The sequence below is a fragment of the Mesorhizobium sp. genome (genome assembly GCF_004962925.1).
Classification (GTDB): domain Bacteria; phylum Pseudomonadota; class Alphaproteobacteria; order Rhizobiales; family Rhizobiaceae; genus Mesorhizobium.
In genome coordinates, this window is sequence record NZ_SUEO01000063.1 from 4,511 (window position 1) to 28,262 (window position 23,752).

The 23,752-nt window shown below is 60.4% G+C and carries 27 protein-coding genes and 3 pseudogenes; 19 read left to right on the plus strand and 11 right to left on the minus strand.

Going from position 1 to position 23,752, the window contains the following annotated elements:
• The coding region (locus E5W87_RS14865; protein WP_292398518.1) for an alcohol dehydrogenase catalytic domain-containing protein at positions 1 to 349 on the minus strand (349 nt) is incomplete at its 3' end.
• A gap of 103 nt (positions 350 to 452) precedes the next feature.
• Here E5W87_RS14865 and E5W87_RS14870 point away from each other — a divergent pair.
• The 12 genes and pseudogenes from E5W87_RS14870 (at position 453) to E5W87_RS14925 (ending at position 13,759) form a co-directional block, all read left to right on the plus strand.
• Positions 453 to 836 (plus strand): helix-turn-helix domain-containing protein, encoded by a 384-nt coding sequence (locus E5W87_RS14870; RefSeq protein ID WP_292398521.1) that lies wholly within the window; start codon positions 453 to 455, stop codon positions 834 to 836.
• Between the two features lie 366 nt (positions 837 to 1,202).
• On the plus strand, positions 1,203 to 2,234 hold the full coding sequence (locus tag E5W87_RS14875; protein WP_292398524.1) for a substrate-binding domain-containing protein: 1,032 nt from the start codon (positions 1,203 to 1,205) through the stop codon (positions 2,232 to 2,234).
• Positions 2,235 to 2,327: 93 nt separating this feature from the next.
• A complete protein-coding gene (locus E5W87_RS14880; RefSeq protein WP_292398528.1) occupies positions 2,328 to 3,869 on the plus strand; it encodes a sugar ABC transporter ATP-binding protein in 1,542 nt (513 codons plus the stop codon).
• Between the two features lie 19 nt (positions 3,870 to 3,888).
• The gene (locus E5W87_RS14885) at positions 3,889 to 4,878 is read left to right on the plus strand and encodes an ABC transporter permease (RefSeq protein WP_292398530.1); all 990 of its coding nucleotides are present in this window, start codon (positions 3,889 to 3,891) and stop codon (positions 4,876 to 4,878) included.
• Positions 4,879 to 4,906: 28 nt separating this feature from the next.
• Positions 4,907 to 5,887: a sugar-binding transcriptional regulator gene (locus E5W87_RS14890; protein ID WP_292398533.1), complete on the plus strand. Its 981-nt coding sequence runs from the start codon at positions 4,907 to 4,909 to the stop codon at positions 5,885 to 5,887.
• On the plus strand, positions 5,884 to 6,879 hold the full coding sequence (locus E5W87_RS14895; protein WP_292398535.1) for an aldo/keto reductase: 996 nt from the start codon (positions 5,884 to 5,886) through the stop codon (positions 6,877 to 6,879). The genes E5W87_RS14890 and E5W87_RS14895 overlap by 4 nt, the downstream gene beginning before the upstream one ends.
• Positions 6,880 to 6,897: 18 nt before the next feature.
• Complete coding sequence (locus E5W87_RS14900) at positions 6,898 to 8,634, plus strand: glycerol-3-phosphate dehydrogenase/oxidase (RefSeq protein ID WP_292398537.1); 1,737 nt, start codon at positions 6,898 to 6,900, stop codon at positions 8,632 to 8,634.
• Entirely contained in the window at positions 8,607 to 9,449 is an 843-nt protein-coding gene (locus E5W87_RS14905) for a class I fructose-bisphosphate aldolase (protein WP_292398540.1), read from the plus strand. Before E5W87_RS14900 ends, E5W87_RS14905 begins: the two co-directional genes overlap by 28 nt.
• Before the next feature lie 24 nt (positions 9,450 to 9,473).
• Complete coding sequence (locus E5W87_RS14910) at positions 9,474 to 10,988, plus strand: FGGY-family carbohydrate kinase (protein WP_292398543.1); 1,515 nt, start codon at positions 9,474 to 9,476, stop codon at positions 10,986 to 10,988.
• The gene (locus tag E5W87_RS14915; protein ID WP_292398547.1) at positions 10,985 to 12,607 is read left to right on the plus strand and encodes a GMC family oxidoreductase; all 1,623 of its coding nucleotides are present in this window, start codon (positions 10,985 to 10,987) and stop codon (positions 12,605 to 12,607) included. Before E5W87_RS14910 ends, E5W87_RS14915 begins: the two co-directional genes overlap by 4 nt.
• 301 nt (positions 12,608 to 12,908) lie before the next feature.
• On the plus strand, positions 12,909 to 13,244 hold the full coding sequence (locus E5W87_RS14920) for an antitoxin Xre/MbcA/ParS toxin-binding domain-containing protein (protein WP_292398590.1): 336 nt from the start codon (positions 12,909 to 12,911) through the stop codon (positions 13,242 to 13,244).
• Positions 13,241 to 13,759: pseudogene (locus E5W87_RS14925) on the plus strand (RES family NAD+ phosphorylase). The gene E5W87_RS14920 and the pseudogene E5W87_RS14925 overlap by 4 nt, the downstream one beginning before the upstream one ends.
• 37 nt (positions 13,760 to 13,796) lie before the next feature.
• Here the strand turns inward: E5W87_RS14925 and E5W87_RS14930 are convergent.
• From E5W87_RS14930 to E5W87_RS14950, 5 genes and pseudogenes are all read right to left on the minus strand, one after another.
• Positions 13,797 to 14,816 carry an LLM class flavin-dependent oxidoreductase gene (locus tag E5W87_RS14930; protein ID WP_292398550.1) on the minus strand — a complete coding sequence of 340 codons (1,020 nt, stop codon included), beginning with the start codon at positions 14,814 to 14,816 and terminating at the stop codon, positions 13,797 to 13,799.
• A 117-nt stretch (positions 14,817 to 14,933) separates the two neighbouring features.
• A pseudogene (locus E5W87_RS14935) lies at positions 14,934 to 15,141 on the minus strand (integrase); the annotation flags it as partial.
• Positions 15,142 to 15,498: 357 nt separating this feature from the next.
• A complete protein-coding gene (locus tag E5W87_RS14940) occupies positions 15,499 to 16,014 on the minus strand; it encodes a cupin domain-containing protein (protein ID WP_292398553.1) in 516 nt (171 codons plus the stop codon).
• A gap of 36 nt (positions 16,015 to 16,050) precedes the next feature.
• Positions 16,051 to 16,431: a redoxin domain-containing protein gene (locus E5W87_RS14945; RefSeq protein ID WP_292398556.1), complete on the minus strand. Its 381-nt coding sequence runs from the start codon at positions 16,429 to 16,431 to the stop codon at positions 16,051 to 16,053.
• Positions 16,383 to 16,664 carry a redoxin domain-containing protein gene (locus E5W87_RS14950; protein ID WP_292398559.1) on the minus strand — a complete coding sequence of 94 codons (282 nt, stop codon included), beginning with the start codon at positions 16,662 to 16,664 and terminating at the stop codon, positions 16,383 to 16,385. The genes E5W87_RS14945 and E5W87_RS14950 overlap by 49 nt, the downstream gene beginning before the upstream one ends.
• A 435-nt stretch (positions 16,665 to 17,099) precedes the next feature.
• Here E5W87_RS14950 and E5W87_RS14955 point away from each other — a divergent pair, with 435 nt between their 5' ends.
• Positions 17,100 to 17,255 carry a hypothetical protein gene (locus E5W87_RS14955; protein WP_292398562.1) on the plus strand — a complete coding sequence of 52 codons (156 nt, stop codon included), beginning with the start codon at positions 17,100 to 17,102 and terminating at the stop codon, positions 17,253 to 17,255.
• A 6-nt stretch (positions 17,256 to 17,261) separates the two neighbouring features.
• On the opposite strand, the gene E5W87_RS14960 is transcribed toward E5W87_RS14955, so the two are convergent.
• Both E5W87_RS14960 and E5W87_RS14965 read right to left on the minus strand, forming a co-directional pair.
• Complete coding sequence (locus E5W87_RS14960; RefSeq protein WP_292398565.1) at positions 17,262 to 17,510, minus strand: DUF982 domain-containing protein; 249 nt, start codon at positions 17,508 to 17,510, stop codon at positions 17,262 to 17,264.
• A gap of 143 nt (positions 17,511 to 17,653) precedes the next feature.
• Positions 17,654 to 18,163 (minus strand): recombinase family protein, encoded by a 510-nt coding sequence (locus tag E5W87_RS14965; RefSeq protein ID WP_367118830.1) that lies wholly within the window; start codon positions 18,161 to 18,163, stop codon positions 17,654 to 17,656.
• Between the two features lie 409 nt (positions 18,164 to 18,572).
• Between E5W87_RS14965 and E5W87_RS14970 the strand changes: the two genes are divergently transcribed.
• Positions 18,573 to 18,743, plus strand: coding sequence for a hypothetical protein (locus E5W87_RS14970; protein WP_292398568.1), 171 nt, complete (start codon positions 18,573 to 18,575; stop codon positions 18,741 to 18,743).
• Positions 18,744 to 18,831: 88 nt separating this feature from the next.
• Here the strand turns inward: E5W87_RS14970 and E5W87_RS14975 are convergent, their stop codons facing one another.
• The 3 genes and pseudogenes from E5W87_RS14975 to E5W87_RS14985 form a co-directional block, all read right to left on the minus strand.
• Positions 18,832 to 19,149: a hypothetical protein gene (locus E5W87_RS14975; protein ID WP_292398571.1), complete on the minus strand. Its 318-nt coding sequence runs from the start codon at positions 19,147 to 19,149 to the stop codon at positions 18,832 to 18,834.
• A complete protein-coding gene (locus tag E5W87_RS14980; protein ID WP_292398575.1) occupies positions 19,146 to 19,586 on the minus strand; it encodes a hypothetical protein in 441 nt (146 codons plus the stop codon). The genes E5W87_RS14975 and E5W87_RS14980 overlap by 4 nt, the downstream gene beginning before the upstream one ends.
• A gap of 364 nt (positions 19,587 to 19,950) precedes the next feature.
• Positions 19,951 to 20,572: pseudogene (locus tag E5W87_RS14985) on the minus strand (LysE family translocator).
• Between the two features lie 697 nt (positions 20,573 to 21,269).
• On the opposite strand from E5W87_RS14985, the gene E5W87_RS14990 reads away from it, so the two are divergent.
• From E5W87_RS14990 to E5W87_RS15010, 5 genes are all read left to right on the plus strand, one after another.
• Complete coding sequence (locus tag E5W87_RS14990) at positions 21,270 to 21,911, plus strand: VanZ family protein (protein WP_292398578.1); 642 nt, start codon at positions 21,270 to 21,272, stop codon at positions 21,909 to 21,911.
• 14 nt (positions 21,912 to 21,925) lie between these two features.
• Positions 21,926 to 22,252, plus strand: a complete 327-nt coding sequence (locus E5W87_RS14995; protein ID WP_292398581.1) for a hypothetical protein — start codon at positions 21,926 to 21,928, stop codon at positions 22,250 to 22,252.
• Positions 22,253 to 22,749: 497 nt separating this feature from the next.
• The gene (locus tag E5W87_RS15000) at positions 22,750 to 22,935 is read left to right on the plus strand and encodes a hypothetical protein (protein WP_292398584.1); all 186 of its coding nucleotides are present in this window, start codon (positions 22,750 to 22,752) and stop codon (positions 22,933 to 22,935) included.
• Positions 22,936 to 23,291: 356 nt separating this feature from the next.
• The gene (locus tag E5W87_RS36090) at positions 23,292 to 23,414 is read left to right on the plus strand and encodes a hypothetical protein (protein ID WP_367118831.1); all 123 of its coding nucleotides are present in this window, start codon (positions 23,292 to 23,294) and stop codon (positions 23,412 to 23,414) included.
• A complete protein-coding gene (locus tag E5W87_RS15010) occupies positions 23,411 to 23,596 on the plus strand; it encodes a hypothetical protein (RefSeq protein WP_292398587.1) in 186 nt (61 codons plus the stop codon). The genes E5W87_RS36090 and E5W87_RS15010 overlap by 4 nt, the downstream gene beginning before the upstream one ends.
• Positions 23,597 to 23,752: the final 156 nt, after the last annotated feature.

Here is a 23,752-nt window from a genome sequence, read left to right on the forward strand (position 1 = left end):
GCCGGGCCGGCTTGCGGCCCACGAGACGTTCATCCACCGCGTGCAATTCCGCATTGGCACCGGGCCGATTGAGATTGCCCGAATAGAAGACTTCATCGCCTGGGCGAAAGAGCGTGACGTCGGCACCTACATCGACAACGACCCCTGCAACATCCCAGCCGAGGACGTCGATCTCTTCGCCCAAAAAAACCTGGCCGTCGCGGATCTTGGTATCGACCGGATTGACAGAAACCGCTCGCACCGAGACCAAGAGATCGCGCGGGCGCGGCCTGGGGTCTTCTTTGGTGACCTCTACGAAGCATTGAGAGTCGGACAAGGCGGCGCCTGGACGGTAGCCGATAGCCTGCATGGGAATTCCTTTCGATGCTGAAACACCGAACAAATTGCCATTGCGACAGACGTTGCCAATACGGCTGTTTGCCGTATTAACTTCCCAAAAGGGAACTGTCGGAATGAAGGTAAAGCACTATGTTAATGTGCCGGGGTGCCCGGTGGAGGTTACGCTCGACCTTATCGACGGGCGCTGGAAGGGCGTCGTGCTGTTTCATCTGCTCGACGCCGGCTGCTTGCGCTTCAACGAACTGCATCGCCGTGTACCCGGCATCACCGCACGGCTTCTCACCAAGCAACTTCGGGATTTGGAGGAGGCAGGCCTGGTCAGCAGGACCGTCTATGCCGTAGTTCCACCGCGAGTGGAGTACCGCGTCAGCGCGGAAGGTGAAAGTCTCCGGCCTATCGTGGAGATGCTTTCGAAGTGGGGCGAGGCGCGGCTCGAACGACAGCGTACGAAGCGGGCTACAGCTCACGCCCGTCGGACTGTTTTGCGGAAGTCATAGACGGCGGCAGCACACGGACTTTGAGGTAGCGTAAGGACACCTTGAGGTTGGTGACTCCGAGACAGAGTCATAACGACAGCGATATCAACATCATAGCGGCAAGTCGCGCTAGGGCCATGCTCCGGCGCCGATCGACACGCACGAGGTCAGCCCGCTGCGATGGCGAAGCGGATTGTCTCGCTCCGTCGAATGCACTAAGCTGCTCTGAAATATATTTCAGAACATGAATTATATTGACAGTCGAGCGAACTCCTGCGAATGATCAACTGCTGGGCCTCGGGAGGAGGTTCGGTGTCAGCAACCACAAGCGGCGGCAGGTAAGTGTCCGGCCGCCCAATTGACCAGGCTTCGGCCGAGGGAGGATTCTTGCGCAAATTTTTGAGCATGCTCGCCATTTCGGCAGCAGCCACCACTGTGTTGGGGGCAAGCCACGCCGCGGCCCAGGCCGCTAACCCGTTCAAATGCGAACCGGGTGAAAAATACGTCATGAACGTCATGGTTTCCGGTGTCGAATATTGGTTCCCGGTCTACGAGATGTTCAAGCAGGCCGGACAGCAGTTCGGTTGCGAGACCGAATACACCGGAACGCCCGAATACGACGTCAACAAGCAGATAGCGACATTCGACCAGGCGCTGGCTCAAAAGCCGGCCGGCATCCTGGTGCATCCGATGAACTCCGACCCATTCATCGAGCCAATCAATCGGGCCATAGACCAGGGGACGGCAGTAGTCACATTCGCCGCAGATTCGCCCAACTCCAAACGCGTGTCCTACATCACCTCCGACAATGTCGCCGAAGGCACCTATGCCGCCGATGCCGTTGCCAAGGCGATGGACGGCAAGGGTGAATACGCGGTCCTCGAAAACCCCGGACAGGATAATCACGACAAGCGCATCGCCGCCTTCATCGCCCGCATGGAAGCCAAATGGCCGGATATGAAGCTCGTCGGTCGCGCGGCTTCGAACCAGGATGCGACGAAGGCCTATCAGGCCGTGCTCAGCCTTGCCCAGGCGCATCCCGAACTGGGCGCAGTGTTCATGCCGGAAGCCAACTCGGCAATCGGCGCGGCGCAGGCGGCGAAGGAGGGCGGCGGCAAGATCCGAGTTATGCTGGCCGACGTCAACGCCAAGATCCTCGATATGATCAAGGCCGGCGAAATCTTTGGCTCGGTCAACCCGAACCAGGGCATGCAGGGCTACATGGGGTTCATGCTGCTGTGGCTGGCTAAGCATCCTGAGCTGATCGATCCGATGAATGACGCCCGGCGGTCGGGATTCAACGGCATGGGCGTGCCTTTCGTCGACAACGGCTTTTCCATCGTCACTGCGGACAATGCCGACGATTTCTATTGGGATGCCTATCTTAAGCGGCGCGGCACCAAGGGCATCGAAGAATAAAAGCTCTTCGGAAATGCTCGAACCGGACGGGGGCGCACTCGCGTCCCGTCGACCGGGCCATTATCGTCAATATCAACGCTGCAGGGGGACGGAGTGACTGTCGCCGCCATTCTTGAAATCCGCGACATCTCGAAATCCTTCGGCGCCATCAAAGCGCTGACCGGAGTCGATTTCACGCTGCAGCGGGGCGAAATTCACGCGCTGTGCGGCGAGAATGGCGCGGGCAAGTCCACGCTGATGAATATCATCGCCGGCATCGTGCAACCCGACGAAGGCACCATTCGTCTCGACGGCAAGGACGTCACCATCGCATCACCATCGGCCGCGCAGCGGCTTGGCATAGGCCTCGTCCATCAGGAAATCGCGCTCTGCCAGGATGCTACAGTCGCCGAGAATATTCTTATGGCGGCCATCAACAACCGGCGGACGCCGCTGATGAATTTTCGTCGGCTCTACGCCGATGCGCAAAAGATAATGGACCTGCTGGCGCCGATCCCGGTCGAGACGCCGGTCGCCGAGCTTTCGATTTCCAACCAGCAACTTGTGGAAATCGCCAAGGCGTTGACGCTCGAATGCCGCGTGCTGATGCTCGACGAGCCGACAGCCGCCCTGACCGAGACCGAGGCGCGGCGCCTTTTCGCAATCCTTCGCGATCTCAAGGCGCGCGGCATTTCAATCATCTACATCAGCCACCGTATGGCCGAGATCTTCAGCCTGTGTGACCGCGTCACGGTGTTTCGTGACGGTAGATATGTGGCGACCGATTTGATCGCTTCGGTCACTCCCAATGATGTCGTGCGCAAGATGGTCGGGCGCGAAATCACGCAGCACTATCCGCAAAAGCTCTCGCCTGAACAGCGCACCGGTCGCCCTGTGCTGTCGGTCCGGAATCTCTCCTATCGAGAGGGTTCGGACGGCGTTAGCTTCGCGCTCCGTGCCGGCGAAATTCTTGGCATTGGCGGGTTGATTGGCGCCGGCCGCAGCGAGATGGTTCAGACCGTTTGCGGCTTGCGCCCGAAAGTGTCGGGATCGGTCGAACTCAATGGCGAACCGGTCAGCATCAGGACCTACAGCGATGCGGTGCGCGCGGGCCTGGTCTACCTCTCTGAGGACCGCAAGGCGTCGGGACTGTTCCTGGACCTGTCGATTGCGTCGAACATCTCCGCGCTGGACCTTCGGAAACTGACCACCCCCTTTGGCCTGCTCGATCGCCGCGCCGAGGCAAAGCAAGCCACCGACCTGGTGGAGCGCCACGGTGTGCGCATGGGCGGCATCGAGACACAGGTGTCGACGCTTAGCGGCGGCAATCAGCAGAAAGTGGCCATCGCCAGGCTTCTTTCGGTTGGCCCCAAGGTGGTCATCCTGGACGAGCCCACACGCGGGGTCGACGTCGGCGCCAAAGTGGAAATCCATCGCCTGCTTCGCGACTTTGCCGAGCGTGGCGTCGGCGTCATCGTGATTTCATCCGAGCTTCCGGAATTGATCGGGCTCAGCGACCGGGTGCTTGTCGTGCACGAAGGTGCCATCGTCGGCGAATTAGGGGCGGACGAATTGACCGAAGAGGCGATCATGCTGCTGGCTTCGGGTGTCCGGCAGCAAGGATCAAATGCAAGGCAGGCTCAGAATGTCGCTTAGACAGACCGGAGGGACCCTCATGGACGCTGAAATCAAGGCGAGCGCCCCGGGGCTTGGCGGGCGCAATTGGCTGCGTCTGGGATCAATGCGCGAGGCGGGGCTGATCGCAATCATGCTGGCGCTGTGCATCGCCATGACATTTGCCTCGCCGCATTTCCTGACCTGGGGAAATTTCCGGGCCATGCTGATGAGCTTCTCCATTGAAGGCATCGTCGTGGTCGGCATGACGATTCTCCTCATTGTCGGCGGCATCGACCTTTCCGTCGGATCGGTGGTCTGCTTCTCCATGGTCGTGTCAGGCGCTCTCTTCCTGATGGGACTGGACCCGTGGACCGCGAGCCTCATCGGCATAGGCGCCAGCGCGCTGATCGGCGCAGCTATGGGCTTCTTCGTGACCGTCATCGGGCTCAATCACTTCATCACCTCGCTGGCGGCGATGGTGATCGTGCGCGGTCTTTGCCTTGTCATCACCAAGGGAACTCCGCTGTCGCTGTTCACCCTGCCGCCCGGGTTCAAGGCGATCGGCCAGGGCAGCTTCGGCAACGTCCCTTATGTCATCGTCATCTTCGTCGTGGTCGTGGCCATCTTCGATTTCCTGCTTCGGCGCGCCACCGCGTTCCGCAAGGTCTTCTATACCGGCAGCAACGAGAAGGCGGCCCAGTTTTCGGGCATCAAGACCAAGCAAGTCAAATTCTGGGTTACGGTCCTCTGCTCGACCCTCGCGGGCTTTGCCGGCGTCATCTACATGTCGCGCTTTGGCGCTGCGACCCCGACCTTCGGCGCTGGCATGGAGCTCAACATCATCGCCGCGGCCGTGATCGGCGGGGCATCGCTCAATGGCGGTTCCGGCACCATCTTCGGCGCCATACTGGGCATGGCGCTGCTCTCCGTCGTCACAAGTTCGCTGATCCTGCTCGACATCTCCGTCTATTGGCAGGACATGATCAAGGGATGCATCCTGCTCGCGGCGGTATCGATCGACCATTTCCTGCACAGCAGGAAATCGTGAGCCGCAGCGCAAGAGTTGAGCATCCATCATGTCACCAACCAATTCGCGGGACGACATCACGATCGTCCGCCAGATGTATCAGGCGCTTGTGCTTCATTACATGGAAGGCAAGACGCAGGCTGAAATCGCCAAGGAGCTCGGCATCTCGCATGCGACCGTCAACCGCCTGATCAAACGCGGTCATCACCTCGGGCTTGTCGAGATCAAGATCAAGTCGCCGATCGAGCAACTCGTCGACATCGAAGCGCGACTTGTGGCGATAGGTGGCATCCAAAGGGCCGTCGTCGTTCCTTCCGTCTCGGACAATCCGCAGACTGCGCTCCAGCGCGTCGGCGAGGCCGCGGCCAGGCTGGTGCTCGAGACGATCAAGGACGGCGACACGATTTCCATAACGGGAGGCAAAGGAGTGAGTGCCGTCGTCGCCGGCCTCAAGCCGAGCCGCAGCTACGACGTAGAGGTTATTCCCGCGACCGGCCTGGTCCAGGGCAAGCATTACACCGACGTCAATCATGTCGCGTCGCTGATGGCCGACAAGCTCGGCGGGCGCGCCTATCAGATTCATGCGCCGCTGTTTGCCGACAGCCCGTCCCAACGCGACATGTTGATGAGCGTCCGGGCCGTTTCGGACGTCTTCAGCAAGGCGCGGGAAGCAACGCTTGCGGTCGTCGGCATAGGCTCCATCCTGACCGACGATTCGAGCTACTACGATCTGCACCCGTCCTCGAGCGCCGACCGGCTGGCCATCGAGCGCTCGGGCGCGGCGGGCGAGCTGCTCGCCCATCTCATAGACGGCAACGGCAAGCTCGCTGACTACCGCCTCAACCACTCACTCGTTTCGCTGACGCTCGAGGAATTCGCGACCATTCCGCAGTCGATCGGGGTCGCAAGCGGCGCAAGCAAGGTGGTCCCGATCCTCAGTGCCATGCGCGGCGCTCACCTCGATACCCTCGTCACCGACGAAACCACCGGCTTGAAGATCCTCGAGCTCGCCGAAGGAAATGCAGCATGAATTCTCGACAAATCACCCGCTCAATCGGCAAGTCCGGCGTTGTCGCTTCGGCGGTGGGACTCGGCACCTGGGCCATCGGCGGCTGGATGTGGGGCGGCACCAATGAAGCAGAATCGATCACTGCGATCCAGGCGTCGATCGATGCCGGCGTCTCACTGATCGACACCGCGCCGGCTTACGGTCTCGGCCGCAGCGAGGAGATCGTCGGCAAGGCCATCAAGGGCCGGCGCGACCGTGCGGTCATCGCCACCAAATGTGGCCTGAACTGGCATTCGAAAAAGGGCAACCACTTCTTCGATCAGGACGGAAAGCCCGTGAACCGTTATCTGGGCGCCGACGGCATCGCCTATGAATTGGAGCAGAGCCTGAAGCGGCTCGGTACTGACCATATCGATCTCTACATCACCCATTGGCAGGACCCGACGACCCCAATTGCCGAAACAATGGAAGCGCTCGAACGCCTTAAATCAGCTGGCAAGATCCGCGCCATCGGCGCAAGCAATCTCAACGCCGCCGAGCTGCAGCAGTATGTAGAAGCTGGCCAGCTCGACGCGATCCAGGAGAGATATTCGATGCTGGATCGCGAGATTGAGCAGACATTGCTGCCGATCGCGCGCCAGCATCAAGTGGCTACGCTCAGTTACTCGTCGCTTGCGCTCGGCCTGCTTTCGGGCGCGATCGATCCGGCACGTGAGTTCGGTGGCGACGACCAGCGCAAAGACAATCCGCGCTTCTCTCAAGCCAACCGGCGCAAGATAGCCGCTTTGAAGCATGCCCTGACCCCAGTCGCGGAGGTCCACCAGGCAAGCATGGCGCAGATCGTCATCGCCTGGACGATGGCGCAGCCCGGCATCACCTTCGCGTTGTGTGGAGCGCGAAACGCGAAGCAGGCAGTTGATAACGCCAGCGCAGGGGAAATTTCGCTGAGCGCTGCGGAATTGACGGCCATCGATGCAGCGGTGGCCGGGCATCTCGTGGCCATAGATGCGTGATCGAAAGCGCAGCTTGAGATGACTCGCATCCAGACGATCGCCGGCTTGCGCGAGAACCCCGATGTTGACGTGCTCGTCATAGGCGGCGGCATCAACGGCATCAGCGTGTTTCGCGAACTCGCTTTGCAGGGCGTTGATGTGCTGCTCGCGGAAAAGGGCGATTATTGTTCCGGCGCCAGCGCAGCCCTCTCGCGCATGGTCCATGGCGGCTTGCGCTATCTTGAAAACGGTGAGTTCAAGCTGGTCCGCGAATCTCTGCTCGAACGCGATCGGCTGTTGAAGAACGCGCCGCACTACGTTGCGCCACTGCCAACCACGGTGCCTATCTTCGACCTGTTCTCAGGCATAGCAAATGGCGCAGTTCGCTTCCTCGGGCTAAGCCGTCGTCCTGGCCGGCGCGGCGCATTGGTCATCAAGACCGGCTTGGCGATGTATGACTTCTTCACCGCCGCACGGCGTGTCGTCCCAACGCACAAATTCAGGAGCCGCGCTGAGACACTCAAGGTCTGGCCTGCAATCAATCCTGCTATTCGAAATTCTGCGACATACTATGATGCCTGGGTCAGCCACCCCGAGCGGCTGGGTACCGAGATGCTGTGCGATACCATGAAGGAAAAGCCGTCCGCTCGGGCGCTCAACTATGCACGCGTATCGCTCGGTGACGCGAGCCTGGTGCTTAACGACGGACTATCCGGCGAAACGGTAGCCGTGAAGCCGCGGCTCGTCGTCAACGCCACAGGCGGCTGGATCGACCTGACCAATTCGGCGATCGGAGCCGTTGCGCCGAAACTTATGGGCGGGACCAAAGGTTCGCATCTGATCGTCGACAATCGCGAGCTTCATGACGCGCTCGACGGGCACATGATCTACTATGAGAATGAGGACGGCCGGATCTGCATCCTGTTTCCCTATCTCGGCAACGTGCTGGTCGGCTCGACGGATATCCGTGTCGACGATCCCGACCAGGCGCGCTGCATGGATGACGAGCGGCAATACATTCTGCAGTCCCTGTCCTTCGTGTTCCCTGGGATCGAAATCGCCGATACCGATATCGTCTTTCAGTTCACCGGGGTGAGGCCGCTACCGATAAGCCAGGACAGTTTTACCGGGCGCATTCCCCGCGATCATTTCTGCGAACTTGTCGAGGGTGCCGGTATAGTGCCGCCGACGCTCTGCATGATCGGCGGAAAATGGACGACCTTCCGGTCGTTCGGCGAACTGGCAGCGGATATCGTGCTCGAGCGATTGCGCCGGCAGCGCATCGTCGGCACCGAAAACATGCCGATCGGCGGCGGCCGGGATTTTCCCATTGGCCCCGCAAAATGGTGCGCAGAACGCGCGACGGCGCACGGCCTGTCGCTTGACCGCATGCGCAGCCTTTTCGAGCGCTACGGTACCGCGGCGGATGCCGTCGCCGCCCATATGGCAGCGGGACATGACGAGCTCTTGCCCGGCAGCGACTACTCGGCCCGGGAGATTCAATATCTCATCGCCAATGAATATGTCGAGCAGCTGGAGGACCTGCTGCTCCGCCGCACGACAATCGCTATCACCGGTGCTCTCTCGGCCGACCTTCTCGATGCGGTTCTCGATATTCTCGCTGTCGAAAAGAACTGGGACGCCGCGCGCAAGGCATTCGAGCGGACCGATTTCCTCGCTTTGTTGCAACGCCGGCACGGCGTCGATCTCGACCAGCTATCCCAAAAAGACCAAGGAAGGAGCGCCGAATGCGCATCAACAAGAAAGTCCGCATGAACCGTTTGTTCGGCGGAGCGCGCTGTCTCGACGTCGCAATCGACCATGGCGTGTGCAACGAGCCGTCGTTCCTGGAAGGGCTGGAGGATATGGCCGGCGTCGTCGCTCAGCTTGTCGCCGCGGGACCGGACGCCATTCAGATGAATTATGGCCAGGCCGATCTGCTGCAGTCCTTGCCCGGCAAGGACAAGCCAGCATTGGTCATGCGCATAGACATGGGCAATCCATACAACAAAACCCGCCATCGCTCGATGTGGGCCATCCTGCAGAACGAAGCCGAGCCACTCATCGGCGCGCTCGAGATGGACGCCGCCTGCGTGGTCGTCAATCTGTTCATGCTGCCCGATGAGCCGGACCTATTCCGGCAGTGCGTCCAAAACATTGCCCGCGTTCGCGCCGACTGCGAAAGATACGGCCTGCCGCTGATGATCGAGCCGTTGGCAATGCTGCCCAACTCGGAGCGCGGAGGCTACATGGTCGACGGCGATCCCGAAAAGATCGTCACCCTGACCCGGCTCGCCAGCGAGATGGGCGCCGACATTATCAAGGCGGACCCGACCACCGACCCGAACGACTTCCACCGGGTCGTGGCGGCGGCGCGCTGTCCTGTCCTTGTGCGTGGTGGGGGCAGGGAGGATTTGCGCGCCGTCTTCGACAAGTCGGCGGCGCTGATGGCGCAGGGCGCGGCAGGCATGGTCTATGGCCGCAACATATACCAGCATTCGAACCCTCGTGCCGTCGTCAGAGGATTGATGGCGATCATCCATGAGAATGCGGACGGCGCGGCGGCCTGGGAGCTCTACCAACAAGAATAACCCTGGCGCTTGGGAGGAGCTTCAATGCAGCAATACATTCTGGGCCTTGATGCGGGCAACACCGTCATCAAGGCCATCATCTTCGACACCGCCGGTCGCGAGCTCGCGCTCGCCGCTCGGGACGGCCGCTCCTGCATGCCAAAGCCCGGCCATGTCGAGCGGGACCTCGGCGAATTGTGGCGCAACGCCGTCGAGGTCATCCGTCAGTGCCTCGACCAGTCGGGCATCGACCCCCGCGACATCGCGGTGATCGGTTGCGCCGGCCACGGCAACGGGCTTTATGCGCTGGACCGCAGCGGCGACCCGTTGCTCGGCATCCAGTCACTCGACACGCGCGGCGTCGGCATCGTGAGCGAATGGGCCACCGCAGGCGTTGGCGACCGGACCTATGTCCATTGCCTGCAACGGCCCTGGGCGGCGCAGACGCCAACTTTGCTGGCGTGGCTCAAGCGCCATGACCCGGCGCTTTTTGCCCGAATGGGCACCGTCTTCCTATGCAAGGATTTTATCGTCAACCGCCTCACCGGCGCGCGCTCGACCGAGACCTCGGATATGTCGGGCTGCGGGCTTTTGCACATGCCCGGCCGACGTTACGAGCATGAGTTGCTGGCCGCCTACGGCCTCGACGATTGCATGGAACTGCTGCCGAACGTGCTGGAAGCCTCCGACATCGCCGGCCATATCATGCACGATGTCGCCGCCGCCACTGGCCTTCGGGCGGGCACGCCTGTGGTGGCGGGCCTGTTCGATGTCGTCGCCAGCGCCATCGGTTCGGGCGTCACCAGCACCGGCGCCGCCTCCATCATTGCCGGCACCTGGAGCATCAACCAGGTCATCACCGAAGAGCCGATCCGCGATCCGTCGATCTTCATGCTGTCGACGTTCGATCCGGTGCGCTACCTCGCCATCGAATCGAGCGCCACTTCGGCCGCAAATCTCGAATGGATCGTGCGTGAGTTCTTCGAGCATGCGCCGCCGGCAGGCGCCTCGCCATTCGAGATCTGCAGCGAGCTTGTTGCTTCCGTCGATCCCGCGGGAGACATCCCGATCTACCATCCATTCCTTTACGGCTCGCAGCAGAACGGCAAGGCGCGTGCAGGTTTCTACGGTATCGCCGGCTGGCACACGCGGGCGCATATTCTGCGCGCGCTGTTCGAGGGCGTCGTCTTCGAACATCGGCGTCATGTCGAGACGCTGCGTCGAGCGGGAGCCAATGTCAGCCAGGCGGTGCTTTCGGGCGGCGGCTCGCGCAGCGTCGTCTGGCCGCAGATATTCGCCGATGTGCTGAACGTGCCGGTGACTGTGGCGCGCAGCCGCGAGACTGGTGCGCTGGGAGCTGCAATTGCAGCAGGAACAGGCATCGGCCTGTTTGCCGACTTCTCTGCGGGCGCCGCCGCGATGACCGCGCCCGACCGCTGCTACCAGCCCAATGGCGAGATCGTAGCGGCTTATGAGCAGCGCTATCGTCGGTATGGTGAGATCAACCAGGCCATGGGTCCGCTATGGGACAGGATGGCAAGCGAACGGACCTCTAATTGACACAGACTGCTGCCGATTTTGGACAATACGACTTCATCATCGTCGGCGCGGGTTCAGCCGGCTGCGTGCTGGCCAACAGACTGTCGGCCAATCCAGGCATGCGCGTGCTGCTTCTGGAGGCCGGCGGCAGTGACCGCTACCACTGGGTCAACATTCCCATCGGCTATCTCTATTGCATGGGCAACCCGCGTACCGATTGGCTGATGAAGACCGAGCCGGAGGCCGGGCTGAACGGTCGTGCGCTCAACTATCCGCGCGGCAAGCTTCTGGGCGGCTGCTCGTCGATCAACGGAATGATCTATATGCGCGGCCAGGCGGCCGACTATGATGGCTGGCGGCAAGCCGGAAATCTTGGCTGGGGCTGGGATGACGTGCTTCCATATTTCCGCAAGTCCGAGGACCATTTTGGCGGTGCCAATGACCTTCATGGCGCCGGTGGCGAATGGCGCGTCGAGCGCCAACGCCTGTCCTGGCCAATCCTGGACGCCTTCCGCGATGCTGCCGAAGAACTTGGCATCCCCCGGACCGAGGATTTCAACGGCGGGACCAACGAGGGGTCGGGCTATTTCGAGGTCAACCAGAGGAAGGGCGTGCGCTGGAATACCTCGAAAGCGTTCCTGCGGAGCGTGCTGCGGCGGCCGAATTTGTGCGTCGTGACCGGCGCCGAGACCGAGACCCTGGATCTCGACGGAGCTTGCGTCACTGGCGTTGTCTTCCGCATGGGCGGTCAGTTGCATCGTGCGCGGGCAGGCGAGACGATACTTACCGCTGGTGCGATCAATTCGCCGAAGCTGCTCGAGCTTTCCGGCGTCGGCCGGCCTGACGTGCTTGGCGCAGCAGGTATCCCGGTTCGCCACGCGCTGGGTGGCGTCGGCGAGAACCTGCAGGATCATCTGCAGATCCGCACAGTCTTCAAGGTCGCCAATGCCTCGACGCTAAACCAGCGCTACCACAATCTGTTCAGCCGCGCGGCCATGGGCGTCGAATACGCCATCCGTCGCACCGGACCGCTGTCGATGGCGCCGAGCCAGCTTGGCATCTTCGCCAGAAGCGACCCACGCCTGGAGACGCCCGATCTCGAATACCATGTCCAGCCGTTGAGCACTGACCGGCTGGGCGAGCCGCTGCATCGCTTCCCCGCGGTCACGGTTTCGGTCTGCAACCTCAGACCGGAAAGCCGCGGCACCGTCCACATAGAGGCGCCCGATCCGCAGACTGCCCCAAAAATCCGGCCGAACTATTTGTCTACCGAGGGAGACAGGACCGTGGCTGTAGCCTCGCTCCGCCATGTCCGCCGCTTGATGAAGGCGCGCGCCGTCGCCCGTTTCGCGCCTGAGGAAATGCTGCCTGGTACGCAATATGAAAGCGACGAAGATCTCATCCGCAAGGCCGGCGATATCGGTACGACGATTTTCCACCCGGTTGGCACCTGCAAGATGGGCGCAGACCCGATGGCGGTGGTCGACGGCCGGCTGCGGGTGCACGGCATTTCAGGCCTGCGCGTCGTCGACGCTTCGATTATGCCGACGATCGTTTCCGGCAACACCAACTCTCCAGTGGTGATGATCGCGGAAAAGGCATCGGAAATGATCTTGCAGGACGCCAACCGTGAGAAATGATCGTCGGTGGCGCATCTGAGCTAAACTGAAACGAATGAGCAGTGCAGCGTCCGCCGAATCGATGTGTTCGCAGACGTAGGACAATTGTTTCGAAGCGCAGCACATCACGTGGACTCATCGGACGGTCCGTGACGGGCACACTGCTCGGTTGGAGATGCCATCGGCTTCCGGGACTTGAAGACGGTCGACGATTGTCACACGTTTTGCACAGTAAATGTGACTATGAATATGACAAGGGAGAGACCTATGGGGTCGGGCCCTTAAGACCCCGGTGCAGAATGAATCCCTGGTTTTGTCCTATATGGACCGGGCCGGGAAAATTGCCATTGACCAGGTGGCGGGCAGTTTTGGAATGTCCAAGAGCCAACTGGCGGAGACCGCCGGTCTTGCCCGCGAAACCCTCTATCGGTTAGAGCGCAGCCGCACGGCAAAGACACAGGGGCGTCTACGGGAAATGCTCGAGATCATCAGCCGCGTGGCCGATTGGGCGGGCGGCAAGGAACAGGCCATGGCCTGGTACCGAGCCCAGCCGCTGCCGACGTTCGGCGGACGCACCGCCGAAGCCCTCGTGAAGGAAGGCAAAGCCGCCGCCGTTCGCGACTATCTCGATCATATGGCTTTGGGTGGCTTTGCTTGAGGTTTGTCGGAACCTGCTTCAGGGCGCATGATCCACGCTTGGCATTCAAGCCCACTTCCGGTGATGGAGCGGCGATCAGGGGTGCCCGATTCAATCCCAAGGGTGTGCCGGCGCTTTATCTGGCGCTGACCGCAATGACAGTGGTCAAGGAAGCCAACCAAGGTTTCGCACATCGGATCGACCCCCTGCGTGCGGTGCTCTTATGAGGTGGATTGCGGCGACATCACTGATCTGACGACGGAGCAGGGGAGGGGAGAATCTTCTGTCACGTTCGAGGACATGGCCTGCGCCTGGGCGACGGCTCTCAGCGGGGGGAGCGTCCTGCATCCTGGTTCATCTATGACCGACTGCGGCCTCAAGGCATTGCCGGTATTCTGGTTCCGAGTTTTGCTCCGGGCGCCGAAACGGAGGACCGCAACCTGGTGCTGTGGGACTGGGGTCCCGATCGTCCGCACAAGATGAACATGTTCGATCCGAGCGGCCGGCTGCCGAAGGACCAGCTGTCCTGGCGATGAAGCATTCGCGAAAGGGCAGGGGCTTTGGCCGCAGGCGTCAGCGCCAGCCCAGGGCCGGGGCGACATGGGTCAGGATCGCCTCGATGACATGCGCGTTGTAATCGACGCCGAGCTGGTTGGGAACGGTGAGCAGCAGCGTGTCGGCCTCCGCAATGGCCTCGTCCTTCTTCAGTTCCTCGATGAGGCCGTCCGGCTCGGCGGCATAGGTGCGGCCGAACACGGCGCGCCTGTCCGCTTCGATGTAGCCGAAATGATCCTCGCTCTCATTGCTGCCGAAATAGGCGCGGTCGCGATCGTCCACCAGCGCGAAGATGCTACGGCTCACCGACACCCGCGGCTCGCGTTCGTGACCGGCCGCTTTCCAGGCCGCACGAAAAGCCCGGATCTGTTCGGCCTGCTGAATATGAAAAGGCTTTCCGCCCTCGTCGAATTTGAGCGTGGAGCTCTGCAGGTTCATTCCCAGTTTCGCCGCCCATTCCGCGGTGGCATTGGTCGCGGCGCCCCACCAGATCCTGTCGCGCAAACCCTCCGAGTGTGGTTCGACGCGAAGCAGGCCGGGCGGGTTTGGAAACATCGGCCGCGGATTCGGCTGGGCAAAGCCTTTGCCGCGCAAGACTTCGAGCAGCACTCCCGTGTGCCGCCGGGCCATGTCGGCGTCGCTCTCACCCTCTTGCGGGGCGTAGCCGAAGTAGCGCCAGCCGTCGATCACCTGCTCGGGCGAGCCGCGGCTGATGCCCAGCTGCAGACGCCCGCCTGCGATCAGGTCGGCGGCACCGGCGTCCTCGGCCATGTAGAGCGGGTTCTCGTAGCGCATGTCGATCACCGCTGTGCCGATCTCGATGCGGCTGGTCCTGGCGCCGACTGCCGCCAACAGCGGGAATGGCGAGCCGAGTTGCCGTGCGAAGTGATGCACACGGAAATATGCCCCGTCGGCGCCCAGCGCCTCGGCAGCAACGGCAAGCTCGATGGATTGCAGCAGAGCGTCGGAGGCTGATCGCGTCTGCGATTGCGGCGAGGGCGCCCAGTGTCCAAACGACAGAAACCCGATTTTTTTCATGAGAATGCCACGTCAGAGTGAAAGGCGTTTTCGTTATCTAGTTATTGAACCGCTCGCCTGCCACGCCAATTCAGACCTGGCAGATGGGAAGAAGGGTAGGCAGGCTTTTTGCCTCCAAGCATTGGTCAGGTTGACCCGGAACTGGTCTCTGCGGCGTTGATAGCGGCGGGTCATCCCGGCGGAGGCATGGCCGAGTTGTTTTTTGCACATAGCATTCGTCGACCTCGGCTTATGAAAGCGAGGGCCAGCGCTCAGTGAATGGTCCGCGAACTTCTTCGCCCGTTCGCCCTCCGGCAAGGTCGCCGCGGACGCCGGCGACCAGGGCCCGCGCGCTCGACGATAATTTCCAGCAACACCAACTCTCCAGCGGTGATGATCGCGGAGAAGGCATTGGAAATGATGGATGGGACGGACAAATAAAGATATGGGAGGTCGTGTGCAAATACTGCACACGAAAGTTCTCCTTCTCTTGCATTTTCGTTCCTGCGACAGGATGGCCGACGGCTCTCTTGAGGCGGCTTTTTGCTGGCGACGCCCGCCAGTCCCACGACGACATCGGCGTCATATCCATAATTAGCCGTGTGTGGCTCAGCTGACTTTGCGAGAGCGCAATCCATGGCGCGCGAACTTGCGCTGAATCGAGCCCCTTGGCTTCGTCGCAATTTCCATGAGGTCCGGAAGTTCACCGATGAATCGGATCAATCCAAAGCACCTCCTCGGGTGCTTCCACAGGTTCGATGTCGAGATTGACAACCACCGGCTCCTGGCCTGACCTGACAAGAACGCATTCCAGCGTCTCGTCGCGGCTGGCGTTGATTTCCTGATGCGGCACGTAGGGCGGCACATAGATGAAGTCGCCAGGGCCGGCCTCCGCAACATATTCCAGGCTCTCGCCCCAGCGCATGCGCGCCTTGCCCCTGACGACATAGATGATGCTTTCCAAATCGCCGTGGTGATGCGCGCCGGTCTTGGCGTTGGCGTGGATGATCACGGTGCCTGCCCATATCTTTTCGGCGCCGGCCCGTGCCTTGCTGATCGCGGTTGCCCGGTTCATTCCCGGCGTCTGGGCGGTGTTGGGATCAAGCGAATTCCCGGGGATGACCTTTACCCCATTCTCGCGCCAGTCGACCGGCGTGTGGTCGTGTCCGTGGTCATGATCGTGATGATGATGGTCGTCGTGGCCGTGGTTCTTGGTCAAAATCGTCTCTTCCGTTCTCTGTGCCGGTCGTTCAGGTCAGGCAGCGGCGCGCGCCGTGATGGCCTGGACGGCCGCAATGATATCGGCCGGTTCTGTCCGCACAAGCCAGTCCGGGCTGACATCGGCGAACCGCACCGTGCTCGACCGGTCGATGACGATCGCCGTCGGCATGGGCAGTTCCCACGTTCCCGTTCCGGTGACCTCGCCGATCGGGCTCCCGCTTTCGGCCGAAAGGCGGCGCGAGGGTTCGTTGAAGGAATAGAGTATGCCGAAGCGGCGTCCCAGTGAATTGTCGGCGTCGGTCGCAATCTGGAAATCCAGTTGGTGGCGATCCTTGATGTCGCGCAGCTTTTCGGGGACCTGCGGACTTACGCCGACCAGAGTAGCACCCAGCCTGCGCAGTTCGGGAGCCAGCACTGGTTGTAGTGGGGCAGGGCGATGTTGCAGGCCGGACAACCGGCAAAGCGGAAGAAGATCAGGACGAGCGGCCCGTTCTTCACAAGTGCTGCGAGCGACAGCGGACCGGCGTCCACTTCCATCAATTTGAAAGGCTGCACGGTATCGCCCGCTTTCACGAAGGCCGAACGGTCGGCGGTGTCGACGAGCAGTCGTCGCTGGTCGACATTGATCTCCAGATTGTCGGCCGGCATCGTCAGCGCCCGTTTGGCCTGGAATTCAGCAAGGGTTTCGTTGAGCGATTACGCTTGTGCCATTGGCCTTCTCTGTCGGTGGGGATTAGCCGCCGAAGCGGCAAGGACGATGGCGAGGCCATCGCGTTCTATTCAGGATAAGACTGCGCGTTGGCGGCGCGAGATAAAAAATTGCGCGGAAGATTTCACCGCGCAACGAATTGTCTAATTCGAGCGGACAGACCGCAGAGTTTTGCCGAGCCTGATCGGCAGGCGACCGAAATCGGCAAGCCAAGGCCGGGGGAACATCAGCCCGTTCCGACACGCGGCTCGCCGGCAAGTGCGGACGCCGCGGTTCCATGAATGGCTCCGCACCAAGCATGATTTTCTAACGGACCGCGAACATTCGAAACATTCCAGACGCCTTGTCTTCAGAACCTATAAATATGGTAGACATTGAAGCGCCTCGGCACCTCCTTTCTGGCGCCCTATGATGCTCTGGATGACCTCGCCGCGCAATTCGAAGCGCCAGCGGATGAACTCGTGAAGGTCGCCGACAACGGCGAGAATCCCTTCGATGCCGCCGATCCCGCCAAGATCGCGGCGGAGTAGCAGATGTCAGTTCAGGATCTTCGCTTCCTTGGCGGCGCTGAGAAATGCCACTCGGGCTATCTCAGGGGCGCTGCCGCCGCCGAGCACCTTCATGCACGCCATACGTGCCTGGATGCGGCGAGCGGTTTCTCCAATGGGCCACTCGTAGAGCAGCATTTCGGCAGCTTCGCGGGTGCTCGAAACACTGACTTTGTTCGAGGCCAGCCATACGGTCACGGGCTTTTGAAAGGTGCCGACGTCTCTTTCGCTGGTCATAAACAGGTCTCCTTCCGAAACCTCCGCATGATCTTACAGGCGAAACCTCCATTCCGTGACGTCACGTTTGTCCCGGTCGCCTCACATTCTGTGAAGAATGTTCCTGCAACCGCATCCCTGTGGGCCCTGCTGATCACCGCTTGCTATGCCCGGAGACCTGCTGCTTCGATGGGGACATGCTGGTCAGCAAATTCCCGCCTATAAAAGCATGTTCGCAGAAGCTTGCCGCCCCAAAATGTTGCGCACGTTCGACACCTGCCATCGGCCATTGCGCGCTGTTCGAACGCGCGGCTGTTGAGGGCAATGGCCAGGCCACGTAGGCTGGTGATGCCCGACTGCTGGATGGATTGAATGATTGGCAGCACGGTCTGGGCAAACCGGTCGGCTTCTTCGATCGAAATCTTCCGACCTTTCGCCGCAGCTTCTGCGGTGTTGGTCGGATTGCCAAGCTTTATGCTCGTTCTACGCGAGGCGAGGGCGGCTTTGGTCCGTTCCGAGATCAACCGACGCTCCTTCTCGGCCAAAGCGGCGTAAAGGTGCAACATGAACGGATCGGCATCAGCACCGAGGTCGGCGACGATGAAAGAAACGCGCTGGACCATCAGTCTGGCAATGACGGCGACATCGCGCGACAGTCGGTCGAGCTTGGCCACGACACCGGGCATTTTGACTGGCGGGCAAGGGCGGCATTCAATTGCGGCCGTCGATCAAGAGCATCCGCGCCCTTTCCGGTTTCGATCTCGATGAACTCCTGGAGGATGATCATTCCCTCCGCCTCGGCAAAGCGGGCGACCGGGGCACGTTGGGCCTCAATGCCCAAGCCTGAACGTCCTTGCCTCTATGTGGAGACCCGATAATAGGCGACTGCGCGCGGTATGTTGCTAATCCTTTGGGTGTTCAAACTGCAAACCACCGTTTGCAGTGTGCTCACACGGCCAGGACTAGCAAGTTATGTCTGGCCCAAAGGGGAAATAGCCTGCGCTCCGTTCAGGTCCGCTGACGCGCAGTCTTGAGCATCGTTAGCCGGTGTCCTATAGGCCACTCTGGCTCACGGGGTTTAACATGCACGAAAAACTGACAGTGCTCTCAAAACGTCTCAAGGACGAGCAGCGCGATTTACTTCTCGCCGCCGCCGAGCAGAACACAATACCGAGCGCCAGCACGATTCAACGAGTGGCCATGCTTGAGCTCAATATCGCTGCCATTGAGAATACCCTCGCCGACGAAAAATGATCCGAGCGGGAAATGAGCGGACCAGCCGTCCGACGAGCCGGGCGTGCCACCTACAGGAGCTTCATATCTTCGTAGGTGGTCACGAAGGTCACTGATGTGTCCAGCTTTCCTTCCAGCTATGGATGGAGGTCTCCTTCCAGCCCGCCCTGGTCTTCAGCCAGAAAATTGCCGCAGTGACGGCCTTCCGACCTTCACCGGTCGCCTTGCGATAGAGGCTTTCGGCGATCCGTGCGTTGGCCTTGATGGCGCCGCTCTCGAGCTCATGGGCGTAGGTCGCCTTGAGGTCATGCGCGTCTGTGGCGAGCACGCAGGCAATATCGGCCGTGCTAAGCCCGAAGCCGGCCAGCGCCTCCACCCTGGAGCTCAGTGGCCGGTTTTCCAGAGGAGCTTCGATATTGGGGCTCATTTGGCCCGGTCCGCGTCCCAGATGGTGACGGGATTGTTCGCTGGGGGCGTGCCGGCAGGAGTCTTGCCCAAACTTGCAGGATCCGGAGCGCGAAGGATGATGCGGCGGATCTCATGCACCTGCTCGATCGGCTTGCCGTCGAGGCCTGAGTGCTCGTTGACCGAGGTCTCCTTCCAGCGTCCGCGTGCCTTGAGCCAGAAGATGGCGGCGATGACCGCTTCACGACCTTCGCCCGTTGCCTTGCCGAAGAGGTTCTCCGCCACCTTGGCATTGGCCTTGGTATGGCCAAAGGCCAGTTCGTGTTTATAGTGTTTGCGCAACGTCTTCGCATCGATACCGACCATGCCGGCAATCTCCGCCTCCGGAACACCATAGCCTGCCAGCGCCTCTACCTGGCGGCGATGAAAAGCATCGGGCTGATGGCTGGGGCGGGCCATCTCAGCTATCTCCGTTTCCGTTGTGCTGCCTCGCCCTTCGAGATAGGCATGTCTTGCCCCGAAGGGTCCGTGTGCAGGGGGATTTAGCGAAGCCGCGGGTCCGGCTGGGGTCGGAGTGGAGCGCTTATGAAGCGGCATCTTTGGGAACACTGTCGCTGGTACTGGCGGGTTCGCTCGCCATGCTATCGACGGCGTGACCGCACCGTTCTTACCGACCATCGAGGCGTATTCTGGAACGATCCGCGTTAGATATGGTGCCGATACTCGTCGCAGACGCCAGCTCATGTGATCGTGCCGCCCCGTTCGCGGACGGCGGCCGCTGAATGGTTCTGCCGGAAAGTCGGGAACCGCGGAGTGGACTGGTTCAACGTTCCTGCAACGCCAGGCGGACGCCCAAAGCGCAGTAAATGCTTCCAACCACTTTGCCCTGCCATCTCAGCACAATTGGATTTCTGCGGAGGAGGTTTCCGAGACCAGCAGCGCATATCGCAAAAACCACTGTGCTCAGTAGGCCCAACAGGACGAAGACAATCCCCAACAACCGCCAGTTGAAGCGCCACTGAGCCATTCTCGGGCCGGACAAACTGCGGCAAAAACGCCAGGAAGAAAAGCGCCGTCTTCGGGTTGAGCACTTCGGCCAAAATAGCCTGACTGAACGCCTTCTGCGCGGTAATCGGGAGCGTTCGCTCGGCAGCTGGATCTGAAGCAGTTTTCGCGAAGATGGCCTGAATGCCGAGATAGATCAGATAGGCAGCGCCGAGATACTTGACGATGCTGAAGAGTGCCGCTGATGCAGCGGAGATGCCGATGATCGCCATGAAGGTATGAATCACATCGCCGGCGGCGATCCCCGCGCCGATTGCGATACCTATCTTGGTGCCTGAACTGGTCGCTCGAGCAACTGTCAAAAGCGTCGCTGGGCCTGGAATGAAAACAAATCCCAGAACAATCGCGACATACACAATCAACGTGGTCGTGTTGATCATCAGCAACGCCTCCGCGGGAATTTTCGGTAATCTAGAAAGCCACCTGTTCGGGTGAAAGGCAACGACCGTTTTGTCTGCTACTGTGTGGTGCCCTTGGCAGACCTTCTTCTTTCCGCACTTTCTGAGACATTCTGATCGGAAGGCAAATTCCCCGCTTGCGGCCAACACGGGCGCTTTGCGACCTAATACGGTCTGACCACACTTGCTAGGGTCCGCCCCGTGGTGGAACTGAAGGGGTGCGGGGGGTCTCGCGCGGGCCAGTTATCCGATCCCCGCTCATTAATTTGTTCCAAACACTCCGGGTCGAAGTTCAAAAAGAGGGGTCTGACAAACCTAGCGAGCTCCGAAAGCCTAAAGCCTTCAGAATCGGTATTCCCACGTCGAAGAAGAATATAACCCCCACCATAAACAGGATAATCATTAGAATCTTTTGACTGCTTCGATGCCACTGGACTAAGTTGCGAAGCTCGTCCTTGTCAATCAAGTTGGACGAGTAATCCTATCTCAGCCCTCTCTGATGGCAGTTCGCGCTGAATCTCAGCAATCGACAAAGGTTCCGGCGGCCACTGATGTTTAAGCGGATTCTTTTTCTTCAAAGGCCTTCATCTATTCGGCCGATGCGCCGATCCGCTGGAAATTGACAATCTGCCCTAGCTCTAGACCGCTTCGTGCTGGCGGTGGCGTCTGCAAATTTCGGATGAAGGGCTGTCCTATATTGTTGCGCGCAGGTTCATATCCGATCGTGGCAAGGGTTGCTTTCCTTGCCGCGTTGGCCGGCGTTCTGCTGCTGCTCGCCCTTTTTCCGGAGTGGCTCCTGCGAAATTTGGGAGTGACCTTCACGCATCATGGCAAGCTCATCCACGCCGCCGCATTCACCGTTTTGGCGGCCCTAGCAAGTGTCGGCTGGACGAAACACAAGGCAAAGCTGATTGTTCTCCTCGCTTTTTCGGGCGTGGCGATTGAAGTTGTTCAGGGCGCGCAACTGATAGGGCGCGGTCCGGATGTATTCGACTGGATTGCCGACTGTGCTGGCATGGCCTGCGGGATCACAATCGCAAGCTGGACAAAACGGCACCGGGTGAGAAACCCGCCGAAACGACCCGGGGAATATCCTGATCGCGAGATCGATTGTCAGAAGGCCATGGAGCCAAGCTTTCAGACGATCGTCGATTGCATGCTGGAAGCAGGCTGGGGTCGTGGAGAGATCATGCGCTCGCTACGCTGGCTGATCTCCGCAGACAACATGACGCAAAAGGAAAATGCCAAGGTCGAGGCGCAGGTCGCAATTTTCCGCGCAATGGTCCGAGCCGCCGGCCTCTCCAGGGGGAAATCTGAATGAATTGCCTACCGCCAATGGCCGAGATGGGCGGCGCACCTGAGCTTGAGGGCCGCCGAATGTTGGTCCTAAATCGTGTTGGTGAGGTCTTTCAGGAGGAATTCTCAATGACTCACTCTTTTCCCACAATCACGGTTGAAACAGTCGCCGAAGTCTACGTTCTCTCCAGAGGCAGGGGCCGCTTCCTGTCCATGGGACAGGCAATCTGCGCCCTTCGGAAACTCATGCCGGCTTGCAACGCGACCGACCACGAGCTGGAGGAGATTTTGGCCGCAGCGTGCGTGATTCACAGCGTGCCCGTCACTTTCGACGCCAAAACAGCCGATGGCGCATGGCTCCATTAGGTCGGAGATGCCGCAGGGACTGTTCTACCTTCGACAACATATGCATGCTGCCCGAGCATGCTGCAGATTCTCCTCGCCTGGCAATCGCTCCTCGCTAGCCGCCGGGGACCGGCCGAGGACGCGCAAGACACCGCATAGACGGCCGCCATCGATCAGCGTAATCGCTCGATCCCGAGGCGATTTTTGCAGCAATGACGGTACCCCTCGGCTGAACGTATTCGTCGTGCAGTGCGTCGAAGAGGTCTGACCGCTCGGTAGGGACGCGATAGTAGGCGACTATCGACACGGCGTCTCACAATCCGAGGCGGCAAATCAATCGCTGGCCGAAAGTCGGGCAGCTTTGGAGCGAGCTCAATTGGCCTATGCATCAGAGATTGGCGGCGTCGACACGACGGTCGCCAGGCTGACGGCTGATCTAGGTAACGCCAAATGCGATCTCGATCAATCCGTGGTGCACCACAACCGGCTACGCAACCCAGCTCGTCCTCCGTCCCGGCATGATGGCGGGAGCAACACCGGCCTTGATCTTCATTCATGAGGGCGACAAGGTTTTCGCAGCAGCCTTCCCACAGACTGTCGTTCAACGCCTGATGCTGGGCGCAGAAGCGGAGATCGTCTTCGACGCTATTCCCGGGAAAGTACTTCAGAGCAAGGTCAGCGGGCTTGTCGACGCAGTTTCGTAGGGTCAGTTGCCGGCGAGCCCTACCTCAATCCTGAGGATCGCGGACAGACGCAGGGTCTTGCACTGGTCGGCATCGATATTACCGACGATGTTTCGGGCTACCAGTTGCCTGCCGGATCGACAGCTCAGGACGCCGTGTACAGCACGCATATCGCCTCGGTGGCGGTTGTTCGGCGCATCCTGCTGCGTATGAAAAGTTGGATAGTGAACAGACCGTGATTCCGCAGGGCAGTGGCAACAAAATCTACGCGCCGACGTTTGCAACCCGATTGGACCGCCAGGAGAACGATATGGCCGCGACAAGACCAAGCGAGATTTCCTCGACCGCAACCGTGTTTCTGCCGATGAGAATACGAGGTGGAGTATTTTGCCCTCGAGATAGGGATCACGCCGGATCAAGTCCGCGAGCTCATCAAGGCCAACGGCAACGATCGTGAAGCCCTCATAGAAGCCGCGAGGCTATTGCGGGAGCGGAAATGAGATATCAGACTAACAACGAAGGCACGGGATATCGAGGCAGGGACCACGACCAGCCAACCAAGCCCGAGGCGGAACATTTCGAGCATTGCCCAATATGCGGACAGGATTTCGACAAGCGCGATCTCGGCCAGGTGCTGCATCATGCGAAGCCCGAGCATCAACCGCTGCAGCCTGTGAATTGAAAGTGCCCTAGTTTGGAGGACTTGCGTAGCAACCTCTCCTCCTCGGCAGCAGCCTCGAAGGCCTTCCTTACGTCTCGGGCGCGAGCGCACATAAGCGCGGCCCTACTGATGCCGCGCGAGCCGGTCCATGGGTGCGTTTGCTTCGGCCAGACTAGC